At 69.8% G+C, this 19,782-nt stretch carries 18 protein-coding genes, 1 tRNA gene and 1 CRISPR repeat array (1 of these 20 only partly in view); of the genes, 12 read left to right on the top strand and 7 right to left on the bottom strand.

Annotated features, from left to right (window positions below; genetic code table 11):
* Positions 1-80: 80 nt before the first annotated feature.
* Together ABT170_RS06900 and ABT170_RS06895 are read right to left on the bottom strand one after the other, a co-directional pair.
* Positions 81-1,988 (bottom strand): HYR domain-containing protein, encoded by a 1,908-nt coding sequence (locus tag ABT170_RS06900; RefSeq protein WP_351864637.1) that lies wholly within the window; start codon positions 1,986-1,988, stop codon positions 81-83.
* A gap of 297 nt (positions 1,989-2,285) precedes the next feature.
* Positions 2,286-2,912: a helix-turn-helix transcriptional regulator gene (locus ABT170_RS06895; RefSeq protein ID WP_329944834.1), complete on the bottom strand. Its 627-nt coding sequence runs from the start codon at positions 2,910-2,912 to the stop codon at positions 2,286-2,288.
* Between the two features lie 231 nt (positions 2,913-3,143).
* Here ABT170_RS06895 and ABT170_RS06890 point away from each other — a divergent pair, with 231 nt between their 5' ends.
* On the top strand, positions 3,144-4,475 hold the full coding sequence (locus ABT170_RS06890; RefSeq protein WP_351864634.1) for a COG1470 family protein: 1,332 nt from the start codon (positions 3,144-3,146) through the stop codon (positions 4,473-4,475).
* A 195-nt stretch (positions 4,476-4,670) separates the two neighbouring features.
* On the opposite strand, the gene ABT170_RS06885 is transcribed toward ABT170_RS06890, so the two are convergent.
* Together ABT170_RS06885 and ABT170_RS06880 are read right to left on the bottom strand one after the other, a co-directional pair.
* Positions 4,671-5,600: an eCIS core domain-containing protein gene (locus ABT170_RS06885; protein ID WP_351864631.1), complete on the bottom strand. Its 930-nt coding sequence runs from the start codon at positions 5,598-5,600 to the stop codon at positions 4,671-4,673.
* A 248-nt stretch (positions 5,601-5,848) separates the two neighbouring features.
* A complete protein-coding gene (locus ABT170_RS06880; RefSeq protein WP_351864628.1) occupies positions 5,849-7,834 on the bottom strand; it encodes an SMI1/KNR4 family protein in 1,986 nt (661 codons plus the stop codon).
* Between the two features lie 206 nt (positions 7,835-8,040).
* Between ABT170_RS06880 and ABT170_RS06875 the strand changes: the two genes are divergently transcribed.
* From ABT170_RS06875 to ABT170_RS06865, 3 genes are all read left to right on the top strand, one after another.
* Positions 8,041-8,565 carry an AAA family ATPase gene (locus tag ABT170_RS06875; RefSeq protein ID WP_351864625.1) on the top strand — a complete coding sequence of 175 codons (525 nt, stop codon included), beginning with the start codon at positions 8,041-8,043 and terminating at the stop codon, positions 8,563-8,565.
* Positions 8,566-8,844: 279 nt separating this feature from the next.
* Positions 8,845-9,516, top strand: coding sequence for an HhH-GPD-type base excision DNA repair protein (locus ABT170_RS06870; protein WP_351864622.1), 672 nt, complete (start codon positions 8,845-8,847; stop codon positions 9,514-9,516).
* 176 nt (positions 9,517-9,692) lie between these two features.
* Positions 9,693-11,210, top strand: a complete 1,518-nt coding sequence (locus ABT170_RS06865; protein ID WP_351864695.1) for a M28 family metallopeptidase — start codon at positions 9,693-9,695, stop codon at positions 11,208-11,210.
* 150 nt (positions 11,211-11,360) lie between these two features.
* On the opposite strand, the gene ABT170_RS06860 is transcribed toward ABT170_RS06865, so the two are convergent.
* Positions 11,361-13,028 carry a helicase HerA-like domain-containing protein gene (locus ABT170_RS06860; RefSeq protein WP_351864692.1) on the bottom strand — a complete coding sequence of 556 codons (1,668 nt, stop codon included), beginning with the start codon at positions 13,026-13,028 and terminating at the stop codon, positions 11,361-11,363.
* A 274-nt stretch (positions 13,029-13,302) separates the two neighbouring features.
* On the opposite strand from ABT170_RS06860, the gene ABT170_RS06855 reads away from it, so the two are divergent.
* Together ABT170_RS06855 and ABT170_RS06850 are read left to right on the top strand one after the other, a co-directional pair.
* Positions 13,303-13,599 (top strand): type II toxin-antitoxin system VapB family antitoxin, encoded by a 297-nt coding sequence (locus ABT170_RS06855; protein ID WP_073727519.1) that lies wholly within the window; start codon positions 13,303-13,305, stop codon positions 13,597-13,599.
* 138 nt (positions 13,600-13,737) lie between these two features.
* The gene (locus ABT170_RS06850) at positions 13,738-14,334 is read left to right on the top strand and encodes a LytR C-terminal domain-containing protein (RefSeq protein WP_329944954.1); all 597 of its coding nucleotides are present in this window, start codon (positions 13,738-13,740) and stop codon (positions 14,332-14,334) included.
* Between the two features lie 157 nt (positions 14,335-14,491).
* Here the strand turns inward: ABT170_RS06850 and upp are convergent, their stop codons facing one another.
* The gene (gene upp, locus ABT170_RS06845; protein ID WP_329944828.1) at positions 14,492-15,127 is read right to left on the bottom strand and encodes a uracil phosphoribosyltransferase; all 636 of its coding nucleotides are present in this window, start codon (positions 15,125-15,127) and stop codon (positions 14,492-14,494) included.
* A gap of 101 nt (positions 15,128-15,228) precedes the next feature.
* Here upp and ABT170_RS06840 point away from each other — a divergent pair, with 101 nt between their 5' ends.
* From ABT170_RS06840 to ABT170_RS06825, 4 genes are all read left to right on the top strand, one after another.
* Positions 15,229-15,510, top strand: coding sequence for a hypothetical protein (locus ABT170_RS06840; RefSeq protein ID WP_443034333.1), 282 nt, complete (start codon positions 15,229-15,231; stop codon positions 15,508-15,510).
* 219 nt (positions 15,511-15,729) lie between these two features.
* Complete coding sequence (locus tag ABT170_RS06835) at positions 15,730-16,314, top strand: tRNA adenosine deaminase-associated protein (RefSeq protein WP_329944953.1); 585 nt, start codon at positions 15,730-15,732, stop codon at positions 16,312-16,314.
* 141 nt (positions 16,315-16,455) lie between these two features.
* Positions 16,456-16,884 (top strand): tRNA adenosine(34) deaminase TadA, encoded by a 429-nt coding sequence (gene tadA / locus ABT170_RS06830; protein ID WP_329944952.1) that lies wholly within the window; start codon positions 16,456-16,458, stop codon positions 16,882-16,884.
* 45 nt (positions 16,885-16,929) lie between these two features.
* Positions 16,930-17,017, top strand: a tRNA-Ser gene (locus ABT170_RS06825).
* Positions 17,018-17,667: 650 nt separating this feature from the next.
* Here ABT170_RS06825 and ABT170_RS06820 read toward each other — a convergent pair.
* A complete protein-coding gene (locus ABT170_RS06820) occupies positions 17,668-18,108 on the bottom strand; it encodes an ATP-binding protein (protein WP_351864616.1) in 441 nt (146 codons plus the stop codon).
* Between the two features lie 162 nt (positions 18,109-18,270).
* On the opposite strand from ABT170_RS06820, the gene ABT170_RS06815 reads away from it, so the two are divergent.
* Together ABT170_RS06815 and ABT170_RS06810 are read left to right on the top strand one after the other, a co-directional pair.
* A complete protein-coding gene (locus tag ABT170_RS06815; RefSeq protein ID WP_351864613.1) occupies positions 18,271-19,188 on the top strand; it encodes a helix-turn-helix domain-containing protein in 918 nt (305 codons plus the stop codon).
* Positions 19,185-19,403 (top strand): DUF397 domain-containing protein, encoded by a 219-nt coding sequence (locus ABT170_RS06810; protein WP_351864610.1) that lies wholly within the window; start codon positions 19,185-19,187, stop codon positions 19,401-19,403. The genes ABT170_RS06815 and ABT170_RS06810 overlap by 4 nt, the downstream gene beginning before the upstream one ends.
* Before the next feature lie 149 nt (positions 19,404-19,552).
* Positions 19,553-19,782: direct repeats of the CRISPR family, unit length 29 nt; unit sequence GTGGTCCCCGCGTACGCGGGGTTGGTCCC; it runs 849 nt beyond the window's last position.

Below are 19,782 nucleotides of genomic sequence, written 5' to 3'. Positions count from 1 at the left end.
TCCACGACTCATGACAACCCCACGACGCACACTCGCCCCACGACGCACACTCGCCCCGCGACTCACGCCCGCCCCGCCACTCATGACCGCCCCGCGAAGTCCGGTGGCTGAAGGTGGCGTTGGACGACCAGGACCGGTTTCTGGAGACGGGGAAGGTCGCGTGCGTCCGCCCGCAGGACGCGCGGGCCGAGCGTGTCCTTGCGCAGCACCAGCATCTGCACCTCGAAGGTGCCGTCGCGGCCCACCCGCACACCGGACCGGTCGGCCGTGATGCCGATGTTCCACGTGAAACGTACGGTCTCGCCGGGCGGATAGTCCTTGCCCCGGGCCAGTACGGGCTGCCCCGGTCTGGCCACCTGCGGAGTGACGGTGAGCGAGGGCTTCAGGACCCGCAGCCGGTCCGTGGCCTTGTTGTTCGCCGTACGCCGGTCGGGCAGCGTGCCGCGCACGGAGGCCCGTACGTTCCCGGTGACCGCCGCCCGGTACGTGCCCGTCTGCGTCACCTCGATCCGGCCACCGGCGGGAATCGTGCACGGCTCGGCCGCCGTGCAGCGGTTCAGGGACGGCAGGCTGCGGTCCTTCGCCTTGGCGGGCTTGGGCCAGGTCGCACCGATGACGACCCCGGTCGCCGCGTCCGGACCGGCGTTGGTGAGGGTGAAACGGGCGCGGGCCGGGCGCCCGACGTATGTGCGGTCCGGGCGGACATCGGCCTTGACCGCGAGGTCCGAGGAAGGTGGCACGGGGGCCTCCAGCACCTCGAACTCCGCCGTGTCCGTACCGGTGTTCCCCGCCGTGTCCGTGGCCGAGCAGGTGACCGTGGTCCTCCCGACCGGGAACAGCGAGCCGGAAGCGGGCGTGCAGGCCACCGGCAGCGTTCCGTCCTGGGCATCGGTGGCCGTTGCCGTGTAGCTGATCCGCACCCCGTCGTCGTCCTTCGCCCTCGCCGTACGGTCGTCCACGGTGACGACCGGGGCGTTGATGTCGTTCACGTCGATGCTGATCCGCTGCTGGAAGTCCGGATCGGGCTCGGCGGTGGGCCCGAGGGTGTCCGTCCCCGGCACCTGGGTGCCCAGCAGGAACTGAACGGTGCAGGTGAGGGTGGTGCCCTGCGGTGCGTCGGCCGAGACGTCGATGGTCTCCGCGAACTCGGCGGTCTCGCCGCTGGTCAGCCGGCGCGTGGGCGGATCCAGGGCGACGGAGAGGTGCGGGTCGCAGGCGTCGAGGCGATAGCCGACGGAGGTGGGGAGGTTCTTGAAGCCCTCGATGATCGCGTCGGTCACACCGTCGCCCGGAATCCCGTTGAGCATCCGGCCGTTGGTTGCCGCGGTGATCCGTTTTGCCTGATCAGGATCGTGATACGGGTCCTTGTAGGTCTCGCTCTTGTACCCGAACCCGTTGAGACCGTCACCGTTCTCCGTCGTCACGTCGACGGCGATGACACGTACGCCCTTGTCCTGGAGGGCGAACACCGCTTCGTCATAAGGAATGCCGTTGCTGGGGACGTGGCTTGAGGCATCACCGACCAGCACGACCACCGGGCTGGCTCCGTCCCGGAAGACCGTCCCCCCGTCCGCACCGTTGGCCACCTTCCACAGCGCGTAGATCCAGTCCTCGGACGGGCCCTTGCTCCTGAAGCCACGGGAGGTGTCCAACTCGTCGACCCCCTTCTTCTGCACATCCTCCAGGTTCTTCGTCAGCCCCTGGAGCACGGCGAACTCCGCCGTCGGATCGTCCTTCTCGTCGCCGTAGGTGGCCACGGCGAACCGGGAATCCGGCTGCTGTTCCCGTATGGTGGCGGTGATTTCCTTCAATCCCTTCTGTACGTCACCGATCGGGACGGCCATGCTTCCGGTGCCGTCCACCAGCAGCACCACATCGGGCATCGGCGGGATCGGGGGCGTACGCACCCGCTTGTCCACGCCCGTGGAGCCGCCCGGGTCGAGGGCTTCGTGCAGGCTCGCCGGGGTGACCCAGGGATCAGGGGGCACCGGTAGGGCCGTGGCCACCCCCGTCACGCCCGATGCGGGGGTCAGCCCGGCGGCCAACAGGAGCAGGACCAGCGCCGACGCACGACGCGCCCCGGCCGGCCTGCGTGATCCTTTTCCTGGCTGAAACCACCGCACGGAATTCCTCCCCCGGACCCGACCCGACCGGTTCGACCCGACCGGTTCGCACGGTCCCGTACGAACCGGGCACCCACAGCGGAAAGCGAGCCCCTTCCACGGGAAACCCTCACTGCCCTTTGAGGCAATACGGCGACGCGCGAAGATCACATCTCGCGTAGATCAAATAAGGCCCTGCCGCATCGCATACGCCACCGCGTGGGAACGATTTCGCAGCTGAAGCCGGGTCATCACCGAATGGAGAACGTTCTTGATCGTGCGTTCCGAATAGGCGAGCTTCGTCGCGATGTCCGCGGTGTCGTAGCCCTCGGCGACCAGCCGCAGCACATCCACCTCCCGCGCCGCCAGCCCGGTGAAGTGGAGTCCGCGTGGACCCAGCACCTGCCCCTGGAGCCTGCCGACCTCTTCGAGGAGGCGTCCGAGCAGGTCGGAGGGCAGATGGCCCTCACCGCGAGCCACCGTACCGATGACATGCACCAGGTGTTCCGGCGTCGACTCGGAGCGCCTGACCACACCGGCGACCCCGCACTCCGCCGCACTCACCAGCTTCTGCTCATCGATGTCCGTGGTCACCAGAACCGCGCGGGCGCTGCTCGTACGCTGGATGTGGCGCAGCGTTCTCAGGACGTCCTCGTCGACGGCGTCCACGACCACGACCACGACCTGGGGCGATTCCCCGGCCTCGTCCCAATCCATGACACTGACCTCGGGGCGGGCCCGTAATTGACTGGCCACACCCGCCTGCGAAATTGGATCTTGGGCTCTCAGCGCGACAGTGGTCCGCTCCATGGCAATGCTCCCCCTGGGCAACAGCCGTAAGTATCACAGCACGCCCAAAGCCTCACAGCATGCCCAAAGCCTCACAGCTGCATTCGTCAGCCTCATGAGCTATGAGGCGGTCAGAAGATTCCCTTGATTACCAAAGAGGAAACTAAAAGGTTGTTACGGGCAGTAAATCTGCCCGAAAGTGTTCCTCCACGGCCGATGCCTGCCAAGGCCATCGACCTTACGGTCCGCCGTATGAGTCTCTCGGCAAGTCTCGACGAGTCGTCCGTCGCCGCCGCACCGGGCGAGGAGACAGCCCTGCCCCTCCAGGTCCTCAACTCCGGCCGGACCGTGGAGGAGTACCGCTTCGAGGTGGTCGGTGACTGTGCCGCGTGGTCCGCGGTGGAGCCGGCGGTCCTGTCGCTGTACCCGGGCGACTCCCGAACCGTATCGCTCATGCTGCGACCGCCGCGGGACTCCACCGTACCCGCGGGCGAGACCCCGTTCGGGATCCGGGTGGTGCCCGCCAGTGCGCCGGACGAGACGGTGGTTCCCGAAGGACGGGTGACGGTACTGCCGTTCACCGAGACGACCGCCGAACTGGTGCCGCGCGGTTCGCACGGCTCACGCGGCGGACGGCATCAGCTCGCCGTGGACAACCGGGGGAACACACCGGTCACCGTGCGGCTCGGCTCCCGGCCCGGTTCGGAACTCGCGAGCGTCGCCTTCGCCGCGTCCGAGCTCCGGATCGCCCCGGGACACGCGGAGTTCGGGAAGCTGCGCGTGCGGCCGGCCAAACGGATGTGGCGCGGCACGCCGGTCACCCACTCCTTCCAGGTGTACGCCGCCACGCAGGTGGCCGAGGGCCAGGAAGCGGTGGAACCGGTCCTCGTCGACGGCTCCTACCAACAGGACCCGGTCCTTCCGCGCTGGCTGCCCCGGGCACTCATCACTGCGGCTGTGCTGCTGATCGCGCTGGTCGGCCTCTGGTACGCGTTGCTGCGCCCGGCCGTGAAGTCGGCGGCCCGGGAGGCGGTCACGCCCGAGGCGGTACGGTCCGCGGCGGCGGCCGACAAGAGCAAGGCACCGGACCAGGGCGGCGACCCGGCCGGGGCGGGTTCCGGCGGCGACTCCACAGGGGCGGGCACGGGCGCCGGAGCGTCGAAGCCCGGTCCGTCACCGAGCCCCGCCGCCCCCGGGGACGCCGCTTCGGCGGCAGCCCCGACCAGCGCCCAGGTACGGGTCAGGGACTCGGTGGGGGACGGCTCGAACACCTCCACGGCGCTGGAGGTACCGGACGGGCACACCTTCCAGCTGACCGACATCGTGGTGCAGAACCCGCAGGGCGACGCGGGTACGGTCACCGTCTCCGCCGGGAAGGGCAACCGCGTACTGAGCCTCGGGCTGGAGAACTTCCGGGACTCCGACTACCACTTCGTGACGCCGATCCTGGTACCCGCGGGCGGCAAGGTGACCATGACCATCGACTGCCGGAAGGTCGGCAAACCGGTGGGCGCCCCGGCACCTTCCCGGTGCTCCGAGTCGCTTTTCCTCGGCGGCACGATGCGGCCGGACTCCGCGGGCTGAACCGCCCGGGGCGCCGACCCACTCGGGGCGCCGCGCGGGCGGGGCGAGGCGGGGCCGGAACAGGGCAGCGCGGGACGGGGCAGAACGGGACGGGCTGGGCGGGGGCGGGACACGACGGCGCACGAGGGGCCCGCCGGCACGGGGCACGGGGCAGGGCGCGCACGGCGGGCGCGGGCGGCTCGTCGCCCGGTGCCTTCAGGCCGGTGGGGCCTCTTCCTCCTCTTCCGGCTTCTCCTCCGCGCGCTGCACGAACGAACCCTGCACGTCGGCCGGTTGCTCGTCCTCGTCCTCCGTGGCCGCCCGCTGCACCGAGGGAGCGGCGGAAGCCGACGGAGCAGGTCCGGCGGAAGCCGACCCGGTTGCCGGCGACGACTCGGGGGCCGGGTCCGACAGCACCCGGTCCGCGTTCGCCACGGCCTCCCGCTCGAAGCGGTCCGAGGGGTCGCTGACCCGGATGCCGCCGGGCGCCTCCGTGCCCTCGACCGGCCCGCTGCGCTGCTGGATCACATGGGTCAGCTCATGCGCCAGCGTCGTACGGCCCTGCGGTGACGACGGATCGTACGCGTCGCGCTGGAAGACCACGTTGTTGCCCACGGTGTACGCGTGCGCCCCGACGCCCTTCGCCGACTCGTGCGCGGCGGAGTCGTTGTGGATGCGTACGTCGGAGAAGTCCGCGCCCATGCGGCTCTCCAGGTCCGTCCGCGTATCGGTGTCCAGGGGCGAGCCGCCGCCGGACGACACGACATCGTGCACCGGGGAGCGCGGTGTCTCCTGGGTCTCCTCGGCCTGTTCGGACCGGGCGGCCCTGGACCGCTGGATCAACGGGCCGAGGGCCCCGTTGCCGACGGTCCGCTGGAGCACGCCCATCCCGGCCGTACCGACCACGTCCGCGCGCCCGGCGGCGGCGGCCCGGAAGAGGTGGTGCGAGTCCGCCCCGCCGTCATGGGCGTCGGCCGCCCTCGGCGCGGCGAGGGCGTCACCATGCCCGAGCTGCCCGAGGCGGCCGTGCTCGTCCTCGTGGACGCTCTCCCCGGGGAAGGCACGGTCGTGGTCCCGCTCGGGGTCGTACTCGTGCTCGTGCTGATGATCGTGGTCATGGTCGTGGTCGTGTGCGTTCATCGTCATCTCCCCTGACCGCACCGGTCTCGGTCCTCCACCATCAGGGGAGGCCCCCTGCCCCGTCCAGCCCCCGCCCGGCCCGCCCGGGGCACCCGATGCTGCCTCTTCGGGCAGCCGGGCGGTACGGGTCGCGCGGCGGTACGGGCCGGACACGTCGCGCGGAGGTACGGCCGAGGCGGCACGGACCGGGGTGGTACGGGCCGAGGCGGCACGGGCCGAGGCCGCACGGGCCGGGGCCGCACGGGCCGGGCTGGTCAGCTCCCGGTACCTCCCCGGATCCGGCTGAACGTCAGATACCGCTCACCGGGGCCCGGCGGCCGGATCCACGACGTACCCCGCGCCGCGTGCAGCCGGCCGTGGCGCACGGCGAACCGCGGCAGGGCCACTCCGAACGTCCCGGCGACGGCGTCGAGCGCCCGTGTCTCCGCGTCGCGGTCGAGGCGGGGGCCGGAGCCGTCGACCAGAGCGGCACCGAAGAGGGCCGGGTCCAGGCCTTCGGGCGGTGTCCCGGTGGACTCGGCCCCGCCGCCGCGCGCCGTACTCCCGAAGCGCTCCCGGCCGTCCTCGGCGTACGAGAAGCGGAACGCGTCCGGGAACGCCTCGTCGGCGGCCTGGTGTCTCTCGCTCCAGATCGATATCGCCCACGTGCCCCGCGACACCTCGGCATCGAGGCCGCTCAGCCTGCCCGGCTGGAGGGTCTCGGGCCCACGCTCGAAGGCGAAGGTCCAGCCACCGGCGCACGATCCCACCCGGAACACCGCGTCGCCCCGCCCGCGGCCCCGGCTCCAGTGGCGGAGGCCCCACATGTCCTGTTCGTTGCACGGGGCCAGCAACGGGCCCTTTGCGCCGAGCCGTTCGGCAAGGGCCTCGGGCGTCACTCCGTGGACGAACACGAGACGGTAGGAGTGCTCGCCCCGCTCCCCGGCCAGCCACCCGAGCCCCGCCTCCGGAACGGGATCGGCCTCGGCAACCGCGACCACCGCAGGAGCGGCCTCCACCACGGGAACCACCTCCGGAACAGCAACCGAAACCGCCCCGGAACCGACAGCCGGAACGTCGGGCAGAGGCCCCGTCCGCCTCCGCTCCGCCCCACCCCTGGCCGTACGCAGAAGACGGCGGCCCCGCTCCGGGGTGATGACCGGCCCGAGAACCGGATCGGCCATCAGCCCGACCGGCGCCACCTGCTCCGGGCCGTACGGCTCCCACTCCGCGACGCCGGCCGCGAGCGTGCGCCACGCCGCGTCCGTGTCGCCCCAGCGCGCCTGCTCACGGGCCTCGGTGACCGCCCGGCCGAACGGACCCGGCGCCTCGTAGCGGAAGGTCCTCTCCTTCGCGTCCCGCAACGCCGCCTCCACCCGGGGGCGGTCCTTCTCCTCGTACCGCCGCAGGAACCACTCCTCGTCCGTGGAACCGCCGTACCTGACCTCCGCCGCGACGACGACGGGCAGGATCTCGCGTACGTACAGCGGATCGTCCAGGTCCACGGTGTCCGCCAGGTAGCCCGCGGGGCCGAGCATCGCGGCCATCTGGTCGCGCAGCCGCCGCGCCCGTTCACGGCCGAACGACCCGGCCCGGTCGAGGACGACCAGCAGCTCGTCGACATCGCCCCCGGCCAGGCAGGCGAGACGGGCGCGCTCGACGGAGGCGTCCAGCTCGCGCGTCACCTCGTTGTCGAACTCCGGCCGGTCGCTGTACCCCCGGTGGAACTCGCGGTACATCGCCTCCATGTAGTCGGCGAACGAGTCGTAGCGGTCGGGGTACTCACCGGACCAGCCCTTGTAGACGTACACCGGCCACTCGCCGTCCTCCCCGACGTCCCCCGGGTCGAGCAGCACATCGGTCATGTCCGAGTCCAGCGAGAGCTGGAGCGACCGCTTCCACATCCCGGCCCGCAGAATCTCGTCCTGCCCCGACCGCTCGTCCAGATTCTCCTCGTACAGCGGAGTGAGCCCCAGCGGGTCCCGGTGCCAGTGGACGTCCTCCGCGACGCCGAGCAGATACACCGCCGTGCCCGTGTACCGCCAGCCATTGGATGCCTGGAGAAACGCCCGGTACGACGGTGGCAGACGGGTGCCCAGCCGTTCCTCCAGGGCAGCCGTCCCCTGTTCGCCGGCGGGCGGGAAGCCGAGGCCGGCGGCGACGTCCTCCTCGTCGTACTCCTCGGGATCGAGCAGGTCCTGCGCCGCGATCCACTGCGCACTCCAACGGTCCAGAAATGACTGCCAGTTACCGATGTCCACATCACCGATCCTGACATCCACCACTGACAACCACCGCCGCGACCGTGTTCACCGGCAGGACCCACGCCGACCGCCGTGACGTTCCGGGAGGGCTGCACCTGTGACCCGTTCCGCCGGTTCGCCGGAACCGTGCCGGCCTCGCGGCGTGCCCGTTCTGTGACGAGATCAGCACCTTCCCGCACCCGAGCACCGCTAGCGTCGGACCCATGATCGTATGGCTCAACGGCACCCACGGTGCAGGCAAGACGACGACCAGCGCACTCGTGCAGCGGCTGATCCCGGATTCACGGGTGTTCGACGCCGAGAAGGTCGGCGAGACACTCATGGACATCACACCCGGGCTGCCCGGAACGGACAACTTCCAGCACTGGCCGCCGTGGCGACCGCTCGTGGTCGAGACCGCCCGCCACGTACTCGCCTACACCGGCGGCACGCTGGTGATTCCGATGACGGTCCTGGTCGAGGAGTACTGGCGCGAGATCAGCGCGGGGCTCGCCCAACACGACATCCCGGTCCGGCACTTCGTCCTCCACGCCGACCAGGAGACCCTTCGCGGACGCATCGCGGGCGACACCGTTCTCGGCCCCGACTCCCCGTTCCGGCTCCACTACCTCAAGCCCTACGCCGAGGCGGCCCGCACGTGGCTGCACGACGAGGCCGAGGTCGTCGACACCACGCACCTCACACCCGACCAGGCCGCCCAGCAGATCGCGGAGGCCGTCAAGGGCTGAGACGGCTCCGCACACCCGGAAGGGTGGCAGACGTCGACCCGAGCGGGAGACGGGAGCGGGGCGGGGGGCCCGAACGCAGGAGACGAGACGGTTCGCCTCGCCGCTCGCTGCCCGCCCCGCTCGGGTCGCCTCGCGTCGCCCTCGCGGCGCCCCATCCCTCGCCTCTCTCGCCCCTCTCGCCCCTCTCGCCCCTCTCGCCCCTCTCGCCCCTCTCGCCCCTCTCGGCCATCAGCAGCAGCTGGACTCGCCGTCCCCCGCCTCTCTCGGGATGATCGAAAGATGACTCGAAGCGAGAACGGCAAGGCCACAACGGTGCGGATCGCCCAGCAGCCCGAAGCGGACGAGCTCCTCGGGCGCAGCCCGCTGGCCGCGCTCGTCGGCATGCTGCTGGACCAGCAGGTACCGATGGAATGGGCGTTCACCGGCCCGTTCACGCTGGCACAGCGCATGGGATCCGACGACCTGGACGCCGGGGAGATCGCCGCCTACGACCCCGATGCCTTCACCGAACTCTTCACCGCCAAACCGGCCCTGCACCGCTATCCCGGCTCCATGGCCCAGCGGGTGCAGCAGCTGTGCCAGTTCCTGGTGGCGGAGTACGACGGCGAGGCGACGGCCGTGTGGGCCGACGCCACAACCGGGGACGAGCTGCTGAAACGGCTGAACGCGTTGCCCGGCTACGGCACCCAGAAGGCGCAGATCTTCCTGGCGCTGCTCGGCAAACAGTTCGGTGTACGGCCCACGGGGTGGCGCGAGGCAGCCGGTCCGTACGGGGAGGACGGCTCGCACCGCTCGGTCGCCGACATCACCGGCCCGGATTCCCTCGCCCAGGTGCGCGCGCACAAACAGGAGGCGAAGGCAGCGGCCAAAGCCGCCAAGGCGGCCAAGACGCCGAGAGCCGCGAAGACCGCGACGACCGCGAAGACGGCGAAGCAGGGCGCCAAGAAGTGATCAGGAACCGGTCGCAGGTGGGCCGTCGCCCATGAGGGGCCACGTATCGAATAACAACTGATCACAAACGGCCACAGCGGTTCACAGAAGTCAGCTCACTCGCTAGCTTTCCCAGCACATCCGTTCAGATCGGAAGGACTCCTGTGCACGCAACACGTCGCAGAGCCATCGCGGTTGTGGCCGCCACCGCCCTGGCCACGCCGCTGCTGATGGCCGCGTCCCCGAACCAAGGCCACCCGTCCTCGCACGACCCCGCGAAGGACGGCGCCAAGCTGTCGCGGAAGCTGGTGCAGCGCTCGTCCGCGCAGGACGCGTACCGGCATCTCCAGCAGTTCCAGGCGATAGCCGACTCCGCCGAGGGACATCGTGCCGCAGGGTCGCTGGGGCACGACGCCTCCGCCGCCTACGTCTACCGGCAGCTCCAGAAGGCCGGCTACCGGGTCTCGTACGAGAACTTCGACTTCATCTACACCGAGACCCTCGCCGAGAAGCTCTCCGTGGTCTCCCCCACGCCCCGCGACGTCGACATCAAGGCGATGACGTACACCCCGTCCACCAAGGTCGGCGGTCTGACGGCCGAGCTCGTCGGGGTCCCCGCCGACGAGACCACGGGGTGCGAGGCGGGCGACTACGCCTCGGAGACGTTCACCGGCAAGATCGCGCTGATCAAGCGCGGAGGCTGTTCCTTCGCCGAGAAGCAGGCGGCGGCCGCGACGGCGGGCGCGGCCGGTGCGGTCATCTACAACAACACCGCAGGGGTCCTGTCGGGCACCCTCGGCGATGTGCCCTCGGGCAAGATACCCACCGGCGGCCTCACCCAGGCCGAGGGCGAGAAGCTCGTCGCCGATCTGGCCAAGGGTGAGGTGAAGGTCGCCTTCGAGATCCGCGAGTTCCAGGAGAAGCGCTCCACCCGCAACGTCATCGCGGAGACCCGGGGCGGCAGCGCGGCGAAGACCGTGATGCTCGGCGCCCACCTGGACTCGGTCACCGAGGGCCCCGGCATCAACGACAACGGCTCCGGCTCGGCGGGCCTGCTCGAAGTGGCCCTGGAACTGGCCAAGTCCAAGGACAAGCCCGCCAACAAGGTCCGGTTCGCCTGGTGGTCCGCCGAGGAGAACGGCCTCCTGGGCTCGGAGGCGTACGTCGCGGGGCTCACCGAGGCCCAGCGGGCCCAGGTCAAGCTGTACCTCAACTTCGACATGATCGCCTCGCCGAACGGCGCCCAGTTCGTCTTCGACGGCGACAACTCCGACAACGTGGGCGAGGGCCCCGGGCCGGAGGGCTCCGCCCAGCTGGAGCGCGACATCAACGACTTCCTCGACCGCTCCGGCACCCCGCACGAGGGCACGGACTTCACCGGACGCTCCGACTACGGGCCGTTCATCGAGGTCGGCATCCCCTCCGGCGGCACGGACACCGGCGCCGAGGAGATCAAGTCCCCGGCCCAGGCGGAGAAGTTCGGCGGCGAGGCGGGCATCGCGTTCGACCCCTGCTACCACGCGGCCTGTGACGACCTGGACAACATCGACATGGCCCTGTTCGACTCGAACATCGACGTGATCGCCAACGCCGTCGGCACATACGCCCACGACATCGGCTCGCTGACCCGCCCGGTGACCTCCACGCCCACCACGGGCGGGCCCGGCAGCGGCGGCGGCCTGCGCGACGGCCACGCGCACGGAGTCACCGAGTAGCACGGGTAACACGGGAAACACAGGTAACACGGGTACCTGAACGGCCCGCTCGGCCCGCACGACAAGGCGGCCGGCGCACACCGGCGCCGGCCGCCGCTCCCCTCGCCCGTACGACTACCCCGGCGTGCGCCGCCGGACACGGGCCGACCCTCAGCGCCTGCGGCGCGCCGTACCGAACAGCGACCGCGAGATCTCCCGCCCCAGCTGGGTCCCCACGGACCGCGCCAGGGACTTGAACATCCCGCTGCCCACCACCTGCCCGACCAGCGAAGTGTCCTCCTTGCCGCGCCCGCCGGGCGTACGCTCCGGCGCTTTCACCGCTTCCTCCACCGCCGCCCGGTCAGCCGCCTCCTGAGCCTCACGGGTGTCCTCAGCCTCACGGTCCCCCCGCTCACCCTGCTCCGCACGCTCCGCGCGTTCGGCGGTCTCCGAGCGCTCCGCGAGCCTCTCGTAGGCCGACTCCCGGTCCACGGCTTCGGCGTAACGCCCGTACAGCGACGATCCCTTCACGGCGGCGTCCAGCACGTCCGCCGCCACCGGGCCCATCAGCGACTCCGGCGCCCGCAGCCGGGTCGCGGCGACCGGCGTCGGCGCACCCTTCTCGCTGAGCACGGTGATCACGGCCTCGCCCGTACCCAGTTGTGTCAGCAGCTCCTCAAGGTCGTACGGCGAGTTCGGAAATGTCTTCACCGTCGCGCGCAACGCCTTCGCGTCGTCGGGCGTGAACGCGCGCAGAGCGTGCTGCACCCGGCTTCCGAGCTGCCCCAGTACGGGCGCCGGTACGTCCTGCGGGGACTGGGTGACGAAGAAGATCCCGATCCCCTTGGAGCGGATCAGCCGCACGGTCCGGGTGATCGATTCGAGGAAGGCCTTCGACGCGTCGCTGAAGAGCAGGTGCGCCTCGTCGAAGAAGAACACGAGCTTCGGCCGGTCGAGGTCGCCGACTTCGGGGAGATCGTGGAAGAGGTCGGCGAGCAGCCACATCAGGAAGGTCGAGAAGAGCTGCGGCTTGTCCTGGACGGCGGCCAGTTCGAGTACGGAGACCAGCCCTCGCCCGTCCGGTGCCTGTCGCAGGAAATCGGCCGTGTCGAACTCCGGCTCCCCGAAGAAGTCGCCCGCTCCCTGCTGTTCGAAGGCGGTGAGCGAGCGCAGGATCACTCCGGCGGTGGCCGTGGAGAGCCCGCCGATCCCCTTCAGCTCGGCCTTCCCGGTGTCCGAGACGAGAAAGGCGACGACGGACCGCAGATCCTTGAGGTCGACCAGCTCCAGCCCCTTGGCGTCCGCGTAGTGGAAGATCAGCCCGAGCGACTGTTCCTGCGTCCGGTTGAGCCCGAGCACCTTGGACAGCAGGACCGGCCCGAAACTGGTGACCGTCGCCCGCAGCGGGATGCCCGGACCGATACCGCCGAGCGCGTAGAACTCGCTCGGGAAACCTGTCGCCCGCCAGGTCTGCCCCACCTGCCCGGCCCGCTCCGCCACCTTGTCGCCGGGGACCCCGGGCGCCGAGACACCGGAGACATCCCCCTTGATGTCGGCGAGGAAGACCGGAACACCGTTCGCGGAGAGCTGCTCGGCGATCAGCTGGAGGGTCTTGGTCTTGCCGGTACCGGTGGCGCCCGCGACCAGTCCGTGCCGGTTGAGCGTGCCCAACGGGATGCGGATCCGGGCCGCCGGAAGACAGACGCCGTCCCACAGGAGCGCGCCCAGATCGAGGGCGGCGCCGGAAACGGCGTACCCGTCCGCGATCTCCTGGGCCGGCTGCGGCAGCGCACCCGTACCGGCGGCTCCACCCGCGCCGGAGCCCGTCCCCGCACCCATGCCCGTACCGCCGGGAGTCCCCGTACCGCCGTCGGCCCCGCCCGCTCCGGCGCGCGCCTCAGAGCCCGTACGCGCACTGGAGTCCGTACCGGCGCCCGTACCGGCGCTCGCTCCGGCGCTCGCACCCGGGGCAGCGCCCGCATGCCCGCCCGCGTTCGCGCTCCCACTCATGACGACCCCTGTCCCGGTATCACGCGCTATATGGCATTTCGCCCAGCATCGCAGTACCGTTCCCCGGCTGCGCCCGGAGCCCCTTGCCCGGTAGGCTTTCCGTGTGATCTTCAAGCGCATCGGAAATGGGAAGCCATACCCCGACCACGGCCGGGAAAGCACCCGACAGTGGGCGGATGTCGCGCCGCGTCCGGTTCGCCTGGACCAACTCGTGACGACCAAGGGCCAACTGGACCTGGAGACCCTCCTCGCCGAGGACTCCACGTTCTACGGCGACCTGTTCGCCCATGTCGTGAAGTGGCAGGGCGACCTCTATCTGGAGGACGGCCTGCACCGCGCGGTCCGCGCGGCGCTCCAGCAGCGCCAGGTGCTGCACGCCCGCGTCCTGGAAATGGGCTGACCCACCCGCCGCCGCCGGCGCGATTCAGGCCTTTCGGGTGCTTTAGCGCGCATGCGGGTGCCATCGATTGATCATTTAGTACGCATCATCACCAGGTCGCACTACGCTGCGCCCATGAGCATGCTCACTCCCCCCGGCATGGGCGGAAAGTACCGCATCACGGGCGACAAGTACCCACGGATGCGCCGCCCCCGTCACCGCCGCAAGCTCGTCCTCGCGGGCGTCTCCGCCGTGGTGGCCCTCGGCCTGGCCGGCTGGGGCACGCTGCAGCTCATCGACGTCTTCACCGGCGGCGACAAGAAGGCCAACGCCGCCGATCACAAACGCGAATGCCCCACCGCCAAGCCGGCGCCGCCCCCGAAGGCGCTGCCGAAACCGGCCGGGATCAAGGTCAACGTCTATAACGCGACGCCGCGCAGCGGTCTCGCCAAGGCCGCCGCGGACGAGCTGAAGAAGCGTGGCTTCACCATCGGCAAGGTGGGCAACGCCCCCGCCGCGTACGACAAGAAGGTCCCCGGTCCCGGAGTGCTGCTGGGAGCGCCGACGGCGACGAACGGCACCTTCCCGGTGCTCGGTACGCAACTGCCGGGGACGGTGCAGAAGACCGACGCCCGGAAGTCCGGGGACATCGATCTGATTCTGGGGACGAAGTTCAAGGCGTTCAGCACCCCGCAGGCTGCCGCGGCGGCGCTCACGGCGCTCACCAAGCCCGCGCCTGCCCCGTCGTCCTGCTGAGACCGCCCCGCGCGCCCGGGGAAACCCGGGCAACGGAGTCATCGCGGCCGGTACGGCGGCCGGGAGCCTCATCCGGTCTACGGTCCGCGGTCCGCGGGCCGGGAGGCTTCGCGGCCGTACGGTGCGTGAACGGTCACCCGGCCATCCGTACGCGCGGCTAGTCCGCCGTGCCGTACATGCGGTCGCCCGCGTCGCCCAGCCCCGGCACGATGTAGCCCTGCTCGTTGAGCCGCTCGTCGACCGAGGCGGTGACGACGGTGACCGGAGTGCCCGCCAGCTCGCGCTCCATGACCTCGACGCCCTCGGGCGCCGCGAGGAGCACGACCGCGGTGACATCGTCCGCACCGCGCTTGATCATTTCCCTGATCGCCGCGACGAGGGTCCCGCCGGTGGCCAGCATCGGGTCCAGGACATAGACCTGGCGGCCCGAGAGGTCCTCCGGCATCCGGGTCGCGTACGTCTCGGCCTGGAGCGTCTCCTCGTTACGGATCATGCCCAGGAAGCCCACCTCGGCGGTCGGCAGCAGCCGCACCATGCCGTCCAGCATGCCGAGACCGGCACGCAGGATGGGCACGACCAGGGGTCGCGGGTAGGACAGCTTCACACCCGTCGTCCGCGTCACCGGGGTCTCGATGTCGACCTGCTCGGTGCGCACATCCCTGGTGGCCTCGTAGGCGAGGAGGGTGACCAGCTCGTCGGCGAGCCGCCGGAAGGTCGGGGAGTCGGTGCGCTTGTCGCGCAGCGTGGTGAGTTTGTGCGCCACCAGCGGGTGGTCGACGACATGGATCCGCATGTGTCAACAGTAACCGCGCCTTCCGGCACTCTGCGCTGGCATCAACCACCTGTTCGGGGGGAAGGTGGGGGCAACGGACCCGGCGTTGGGGTGGTGTGTCGATGCAGGACGGGGAGCGACGGAAGCGGGAACGGCCCCCGCGCGAGGTGCCTGAGGCATTCGAGGCACCCTGGCCGGACCGGACGGGCGACGCGCGCGACGCGCGTGACGCGGCACCGGACGTACTGGACGCGCAGGAGAGTGACGCCGCCCGGCGCAGACGACGTGCCCAGTTCCTCCGGGAGCTCCACGAGGCCAAACAGCTCCGGGACCGGGTACAGCCGCGCAGAGCCCGTGCGGCCCGTATGCGCCAACAGATGCGGATGCGTACGTTCCGCTGGTGACCATCGTGGCGAACGGGTGGTCGGCCCCACCCCGGATCGCCCAGGTCAGGAACACCGCCGAGCAGGCACTCCTGGAACTGATGGCCGACTCAACGTCGGAAGAGGTCTCGCGCGGCGCTTGTTTCTGCCACGATGCCGATTGGGCGGGGCTCAGGTCGGACGGATCACCGTCCGCCCTCCCGTCGGACCGATTCACCTATGACCAGTGGGAGAGTCACGGTGTACTTCGCCGCACTGCTCGCGCGCACCGAAGACGGGTGGGAAGCGAGCGATACAGAGCTGGACGATGTGGAGACCCTGTCCGATCTGATGGATCTGGCCCGGGACGCCTCGGTGGACGAGGACACGGTCCTGGTCTTCATCGAGCAGGAGGACGCCTGGTTCGGCGTCATCCGGGTGGACGGTGAGGAGGACCCCCGAATCTACGTATCGGACGCGTCCGCCGCCGCCCGCTCCTCTTACGGGGAGATCCTGCTCACCGACGAACTCCTCGGCCGCGAACCAGGGGCCGAGGACGAGATCGCCGCACTCGAAGAGCTAGTCGACCTCGACGGTACGGAGGACGACGAGCCGGACGGGGCCGGCGGAGCGAGGCGTTCCGTCCCCGCTCCCGCAGCCGGACCCATCGACGCCATCGACCCCGACGACGACCCCGACGCCGTACCGGCGGGGCCGATCGGAGAGCTCGGGATCCTCGCCGACCTCGGGATGTCCGAGAAGGAGCTGCTGACGCTGCGGACCGACGCACTGGTGGAGATCGCGGACGCGCTGGGAGCGGCCGACGTCCTGGAGACCGTCCGTTAGGGTCCGCGGGTGACCGCACGACCGCCGAAACCCTCCCCCAAGCCCGCCTCCGATTCCGTACGGGATCCTGTCCGGGATCCTGTCCGGGATCCTGTCCGGGATCCGGTTCAGGACCCCGTACGCGATCCGTGGCAGGCACCGATGCGCCGCGCCCTGGCCGAAGCGGCGCAGGCGGCGTCGTCCGGCGATGTGCCGGTCGGCGCCGTCGTCCTCGGCCCGGACGGCACGCTGCTCGCGCTCGGCCACAACGAACGCGAGGCCACCGGCGACCCGACCGCGCACGCGGAGATCCTGGCCCTGCGCCGAGCGGCCACCACCCTGGGCGCATGGCGCCTGACCGACTGCACCCTGGTCGTCACCCTGGAGCCCTGCACCATGTGCGCGGGCGCCCTCGTCCAGTCCCGCGTGGCCCGGGTGGTCTACGGAGCCCGCGACGACAAGGCGGGCGCGGCCGGCTCCCTCTGGGACGTCGTACGCGACCGCCGCCTCAACCACCGCCCGGAGGTCGTCCCGGGCGTACTGGAGGCGGAGTGCGCGGCCCAGCTGACGGCCTTCTTCCGCACGCTCTGAGATTGGATTTCGATCCACGGCCCAGGATGGTCTAAGCTCTCTCTCGGTAGCGTGTCCGAGCGGCCGAAGGAGCTCGCCTCGAAAGCGAGTGTGGGGAAACTCACCGAGGGTTCAAATCCCTCCGCTACCGCCATCGACGCCCTCCTGAACTGCGGAAACGCAGTCAGGGGGGCGTTCGCGCGTCTCATGGGCGGCGACAGCCGCAGCGGCCATGGCACCAGCGAGGCCGGACAGGCCGACGTAGATCACGTCGGCGCATTCGGCCTGCGCCTTCGGCGGTGGCTGCGATTACCTGATGGTGGACAGCGCCTCTCCGGGGCGCATGGCACTGTGGCACGAAGCACAACGAGGCACGAGTGACGTACAGGATGTCCGCGATGCCCGGATATCGCAGCGTAAGCAAGAACAGACCCCTGCCCCACTAAACACGCAGGTCAGTAACTGCGGTCCCCGCGCGTGCGGGGGTCTTCCCCCCAGCCGAGGTCGCCGTTCGGCTTCGCCGTGGTGGTCCCCGAGCGTACGGGCGCGCTCCCTTCCTCCTTTACTCCTTCCTCAACGCGTTCCTTAGCCACGCCTGTGACTTCATGCGGATCGCGCGCGGCCTCGGCCCGCACTGCCCGAACTCCTGTGGCAGCACGCGCCAGTTCACGCAGGCGAGTCAGCTGGAGACACGCATCGCGCCGCCAACACACCCGGCAAACCACCGTGCGATCGAGCAAGGCCCGATACAGCACCACGGCATCGCCCACCGGCCACCGGCCACCGGCCACCGCAACGGATCGCTCACCACACGACCACCGCCCAGACAATTTTGCCGAACTCGCGGTCGTTCACACCCCACTGCACTGCCAGCGCCTCGACCAGATGCATCCCCCTGCCACGGACCCGTTCGTCCGACGCCGGCCTGATGCGCGGCCTTCTGCGACAGGTGTCGTGCACCTCGATTCGGCAACTGCCCGGCTGCGCACCCACCTTCACCAGGAATGAGTCGCCCGGCTCCGTTCCGTACCGCACCGCATTGGTCACCAATTCACTCGTGACGAGTTCCAAGGTGCCTAGCGCGTCCTCGGTGACGGACGGCTCCTGGCAGGCCGTCGCCTCTCTCACGTAGCGCCGAGCAGCCCGGACGGACTCAGGGTCGGCGGAGTAGATCGCCTGCGGCGGCACGACTGGCGGGCAGCAGGGCTGGATGGGCGGTAAGGCATGCGGACGCATGGTCATCATGCGGCTCCCTCACGTACAGCCGAACGACCGCATCGCATCCGTTCGGCGCCAACGAGATCCGGCCCAAGAATGCACTGCGTACACTGAATGCTGCAACACGCTCACTCTAAAGTGCACATGTGCATGCACTGATGAGAATGCCTGTAACAGGGGGTCTTCAACGTGACACGGCGTGGTTCATCGCGGCAGACTGAGCCGAACCCTGTACGAGAGGCGGAATTTGTGAGCGCACCAACGGTGAGACGGCGGCAGCTCGGCCGCACCCTCCGTGCCATGCGCGAGCAACTCGGCCTCAAGCAGGAAGACGTGGCCCAGCGTTCGGGCGGGGCCATCAACCGGGCCAAGCTCTCGCGTATCGAGACAGCGCTCACAGCGGCAACGGCCGCAGACGTGGGCTTGATCCTCGACTCACTCGGCGGCGTGGACGATGAGCTACGAACTTCCCTGCTGAAGCTGACCCGTGAAGGTGCACGGCGCGGATGGTGGCAGTCGTATCGGTCGGTTCTGTCGTCCGCCTACGAAGACCTGATCAGCCTGGAGAGCGAGGCCGACCATCTCAGCGCCTGGCAACCGACAGTGATCCCCGGGCTGCTCCAAACCGGAGAGTACGCACAGCAGATCATCTCTGCCACAGCGATGAGTACAGCTGTCGGAGACCGGGTGGACGCTCTGGTGGAAGTACGACTCGCTCGACAGTCCGTACTCACCCGTGAGGACCCGCTTAACCTCCGGGTGATCATCGGCGAGGCCGCCCTCCGCACACAGTGCGACGACTCCAGGATCATGTACGACCAGCTCAATCGCCTCATCACCCTGTCCGGTCGACCGACGATCACCGTCCAGGTACTCCCCTCGAACGTGGCGCCACACGTCGGGCAGATGGGTGCCTTTTCGATCCTCGGCTACGGCACCCACGCAGACCTGGCTGTCGTGCACGTCGAGTCACTGACCAGCGCTCTGTACGTCGAGGAGCGCAACGACGTGGCCGTGTACCAGGACGCAGTCCAGCAACTTCGCGCGGCGGCTCTTTCCGTTGATGAGTCCAGGGCCATGATCAGAGAGATAAGGGACCAAAAATGACGAGCAACCCTTCCGTACACGACGCTTCCGCCCTGCCTGTCGAGTGGTGGAAGTCCAGCGCGTCCGGTGCGCAGTCCGATTGCCTGGAGTGCGGAGTCGTCAACGACGAGAGCGTGGCTGTCCGAGACAGCAAGGCACCGTCCGGGCCGGCTCTGATCTTCAGCCGCGTGGCCCTGGCAGCGATGGTGGGGGCCGTCGCAGCGGGACGTCTGTGAGCCACCCGAACACCGAGGGGCTAGTCCACCTGGAACGCAGAACTACGCACGTAGCGGTTCCAGTGATGCGCAGGAGGCTTCCTACGACCAGCTTTTGCAAAGTAAGCAAAAACTGCCTCCTGCCCACATAAACCCGCAGGTCAGCAACTGTGGTCCCCGCGTACGCGGGGTTGGTCCCATCGCGAAGGAGCTGGCCGCATGAGCAAGAAGGTGGTCCCCGCGTACGCGGGGTTGGTCCCGCGGGTACGGGACTCCACAGGGTCGTGGGTCGGTGGTCCCCGCGTACGCGGGGTTGGTCCCGCAACATCGAATGCGGCATGGAGCTGTTCCTGGTGGTCCCCGCGTACGCGGGGTTGGTCCCATGCGCCAGATCAGCCTG

Origin of the sequence: Streptomyces sp. NPDC001787 (genome assembly GCF_040297465.1) — a bacterium.
Classification (GTDB): domain Bacteria; phylum Actinomycetota; class Actinomycetes; order Streptomycetales; family Streptomycetaceae; genus Streptomyces.
The sequence above is the reverse complement of the archived record's forward strand: the minus strand, read 5'-3'. Positions and strand labels throughout refer to the sequence as shown.

Bases quoted from the DNA above. Each gene is read 5' to 3' on its own strand.
- ABT170_RS06895 (WP_329944834.1), bottom strand. From the start codon at position 2,912: ATGGAGCGGACCACTGTCGCGCTGAGAGCCCAAGATCCAATTTCGCAG.
- ABT170_RS06890 (WP_351864634.1), top strand. From the start codon at position 3,144: ATGAGTCTCTCGGCAAGTCTCGACGAGTCGTCCGTCGCCGCCGCACCG.
- ABT170_RS06885 (WP_351864631.1), bottom strand. From the start codon at position 5,600: ATGACGATGAACGCACACGACCACGACCATGACCACGATCATCAGCAC.
- ABT170_RS06875 (WP_351864625.1), top strand. From the start codon at position 8,041: ATGATCGTATGGCTCAACGGCACCCACGGTGCAGGCAAGACGACGACC.
- ABT170_RS06870 (WP_351864622.1), top strand. From the start codon at position 8,845: ATGACTCGAAGCGAGAACGGCAAGGCCACAACGGTGCGGATCGCCCAG.
- ABT170_RS06860 (WP_351864692.1), bottom strand. From the start codon at position 13,028: ATGGGTGCGGGGACGGGCTCCGGCGCGGGTGGAGCCGCCGGTACGGGT.
- ABT170_RS06850 (WP_329944954.1), top strand. From the start codon at position 13,738: ATGGGCGGAAAGTACCGCATCACGGGCGACAAGTACCCACGGATGCGC.
- upp (WP_329944828.1), bottom strand. From the start codon at position 15,127: ATGCGGATCCATGTCGTCGACCACCCGCTGGTGGCGCACAAACTCACC.
- ABT170_RS06840 (WP_443034333.1), top strand. From the start codon at position 15,229: ATGCAGGACGGGGAGCGACGGAAGCGGGAACGGCCCCCGCGCGAGGTG.
- tadA (WP_329944952.1), top strand. From the start codon at position 16,456: ATGCGCCGCGCCCTGGCCGAAGCGGCGCAGGCGGCGTCGTCCGGCGAT.
- ABT170_RS06820 (WP_351864616.1), bottom strand. From the start codon at position 18,108: ATGATGACCATGCGTCCGCATGCCTTACCGCCCATCCAGCCCTGCTGC.
- ABT170_RS06810 (WP_351864610.1), top strand. From the start codon at position 19,185: ATGACGAGCAACCCTTCCGTACACGACGCTTCCGCCCTGCCTGTCGAG.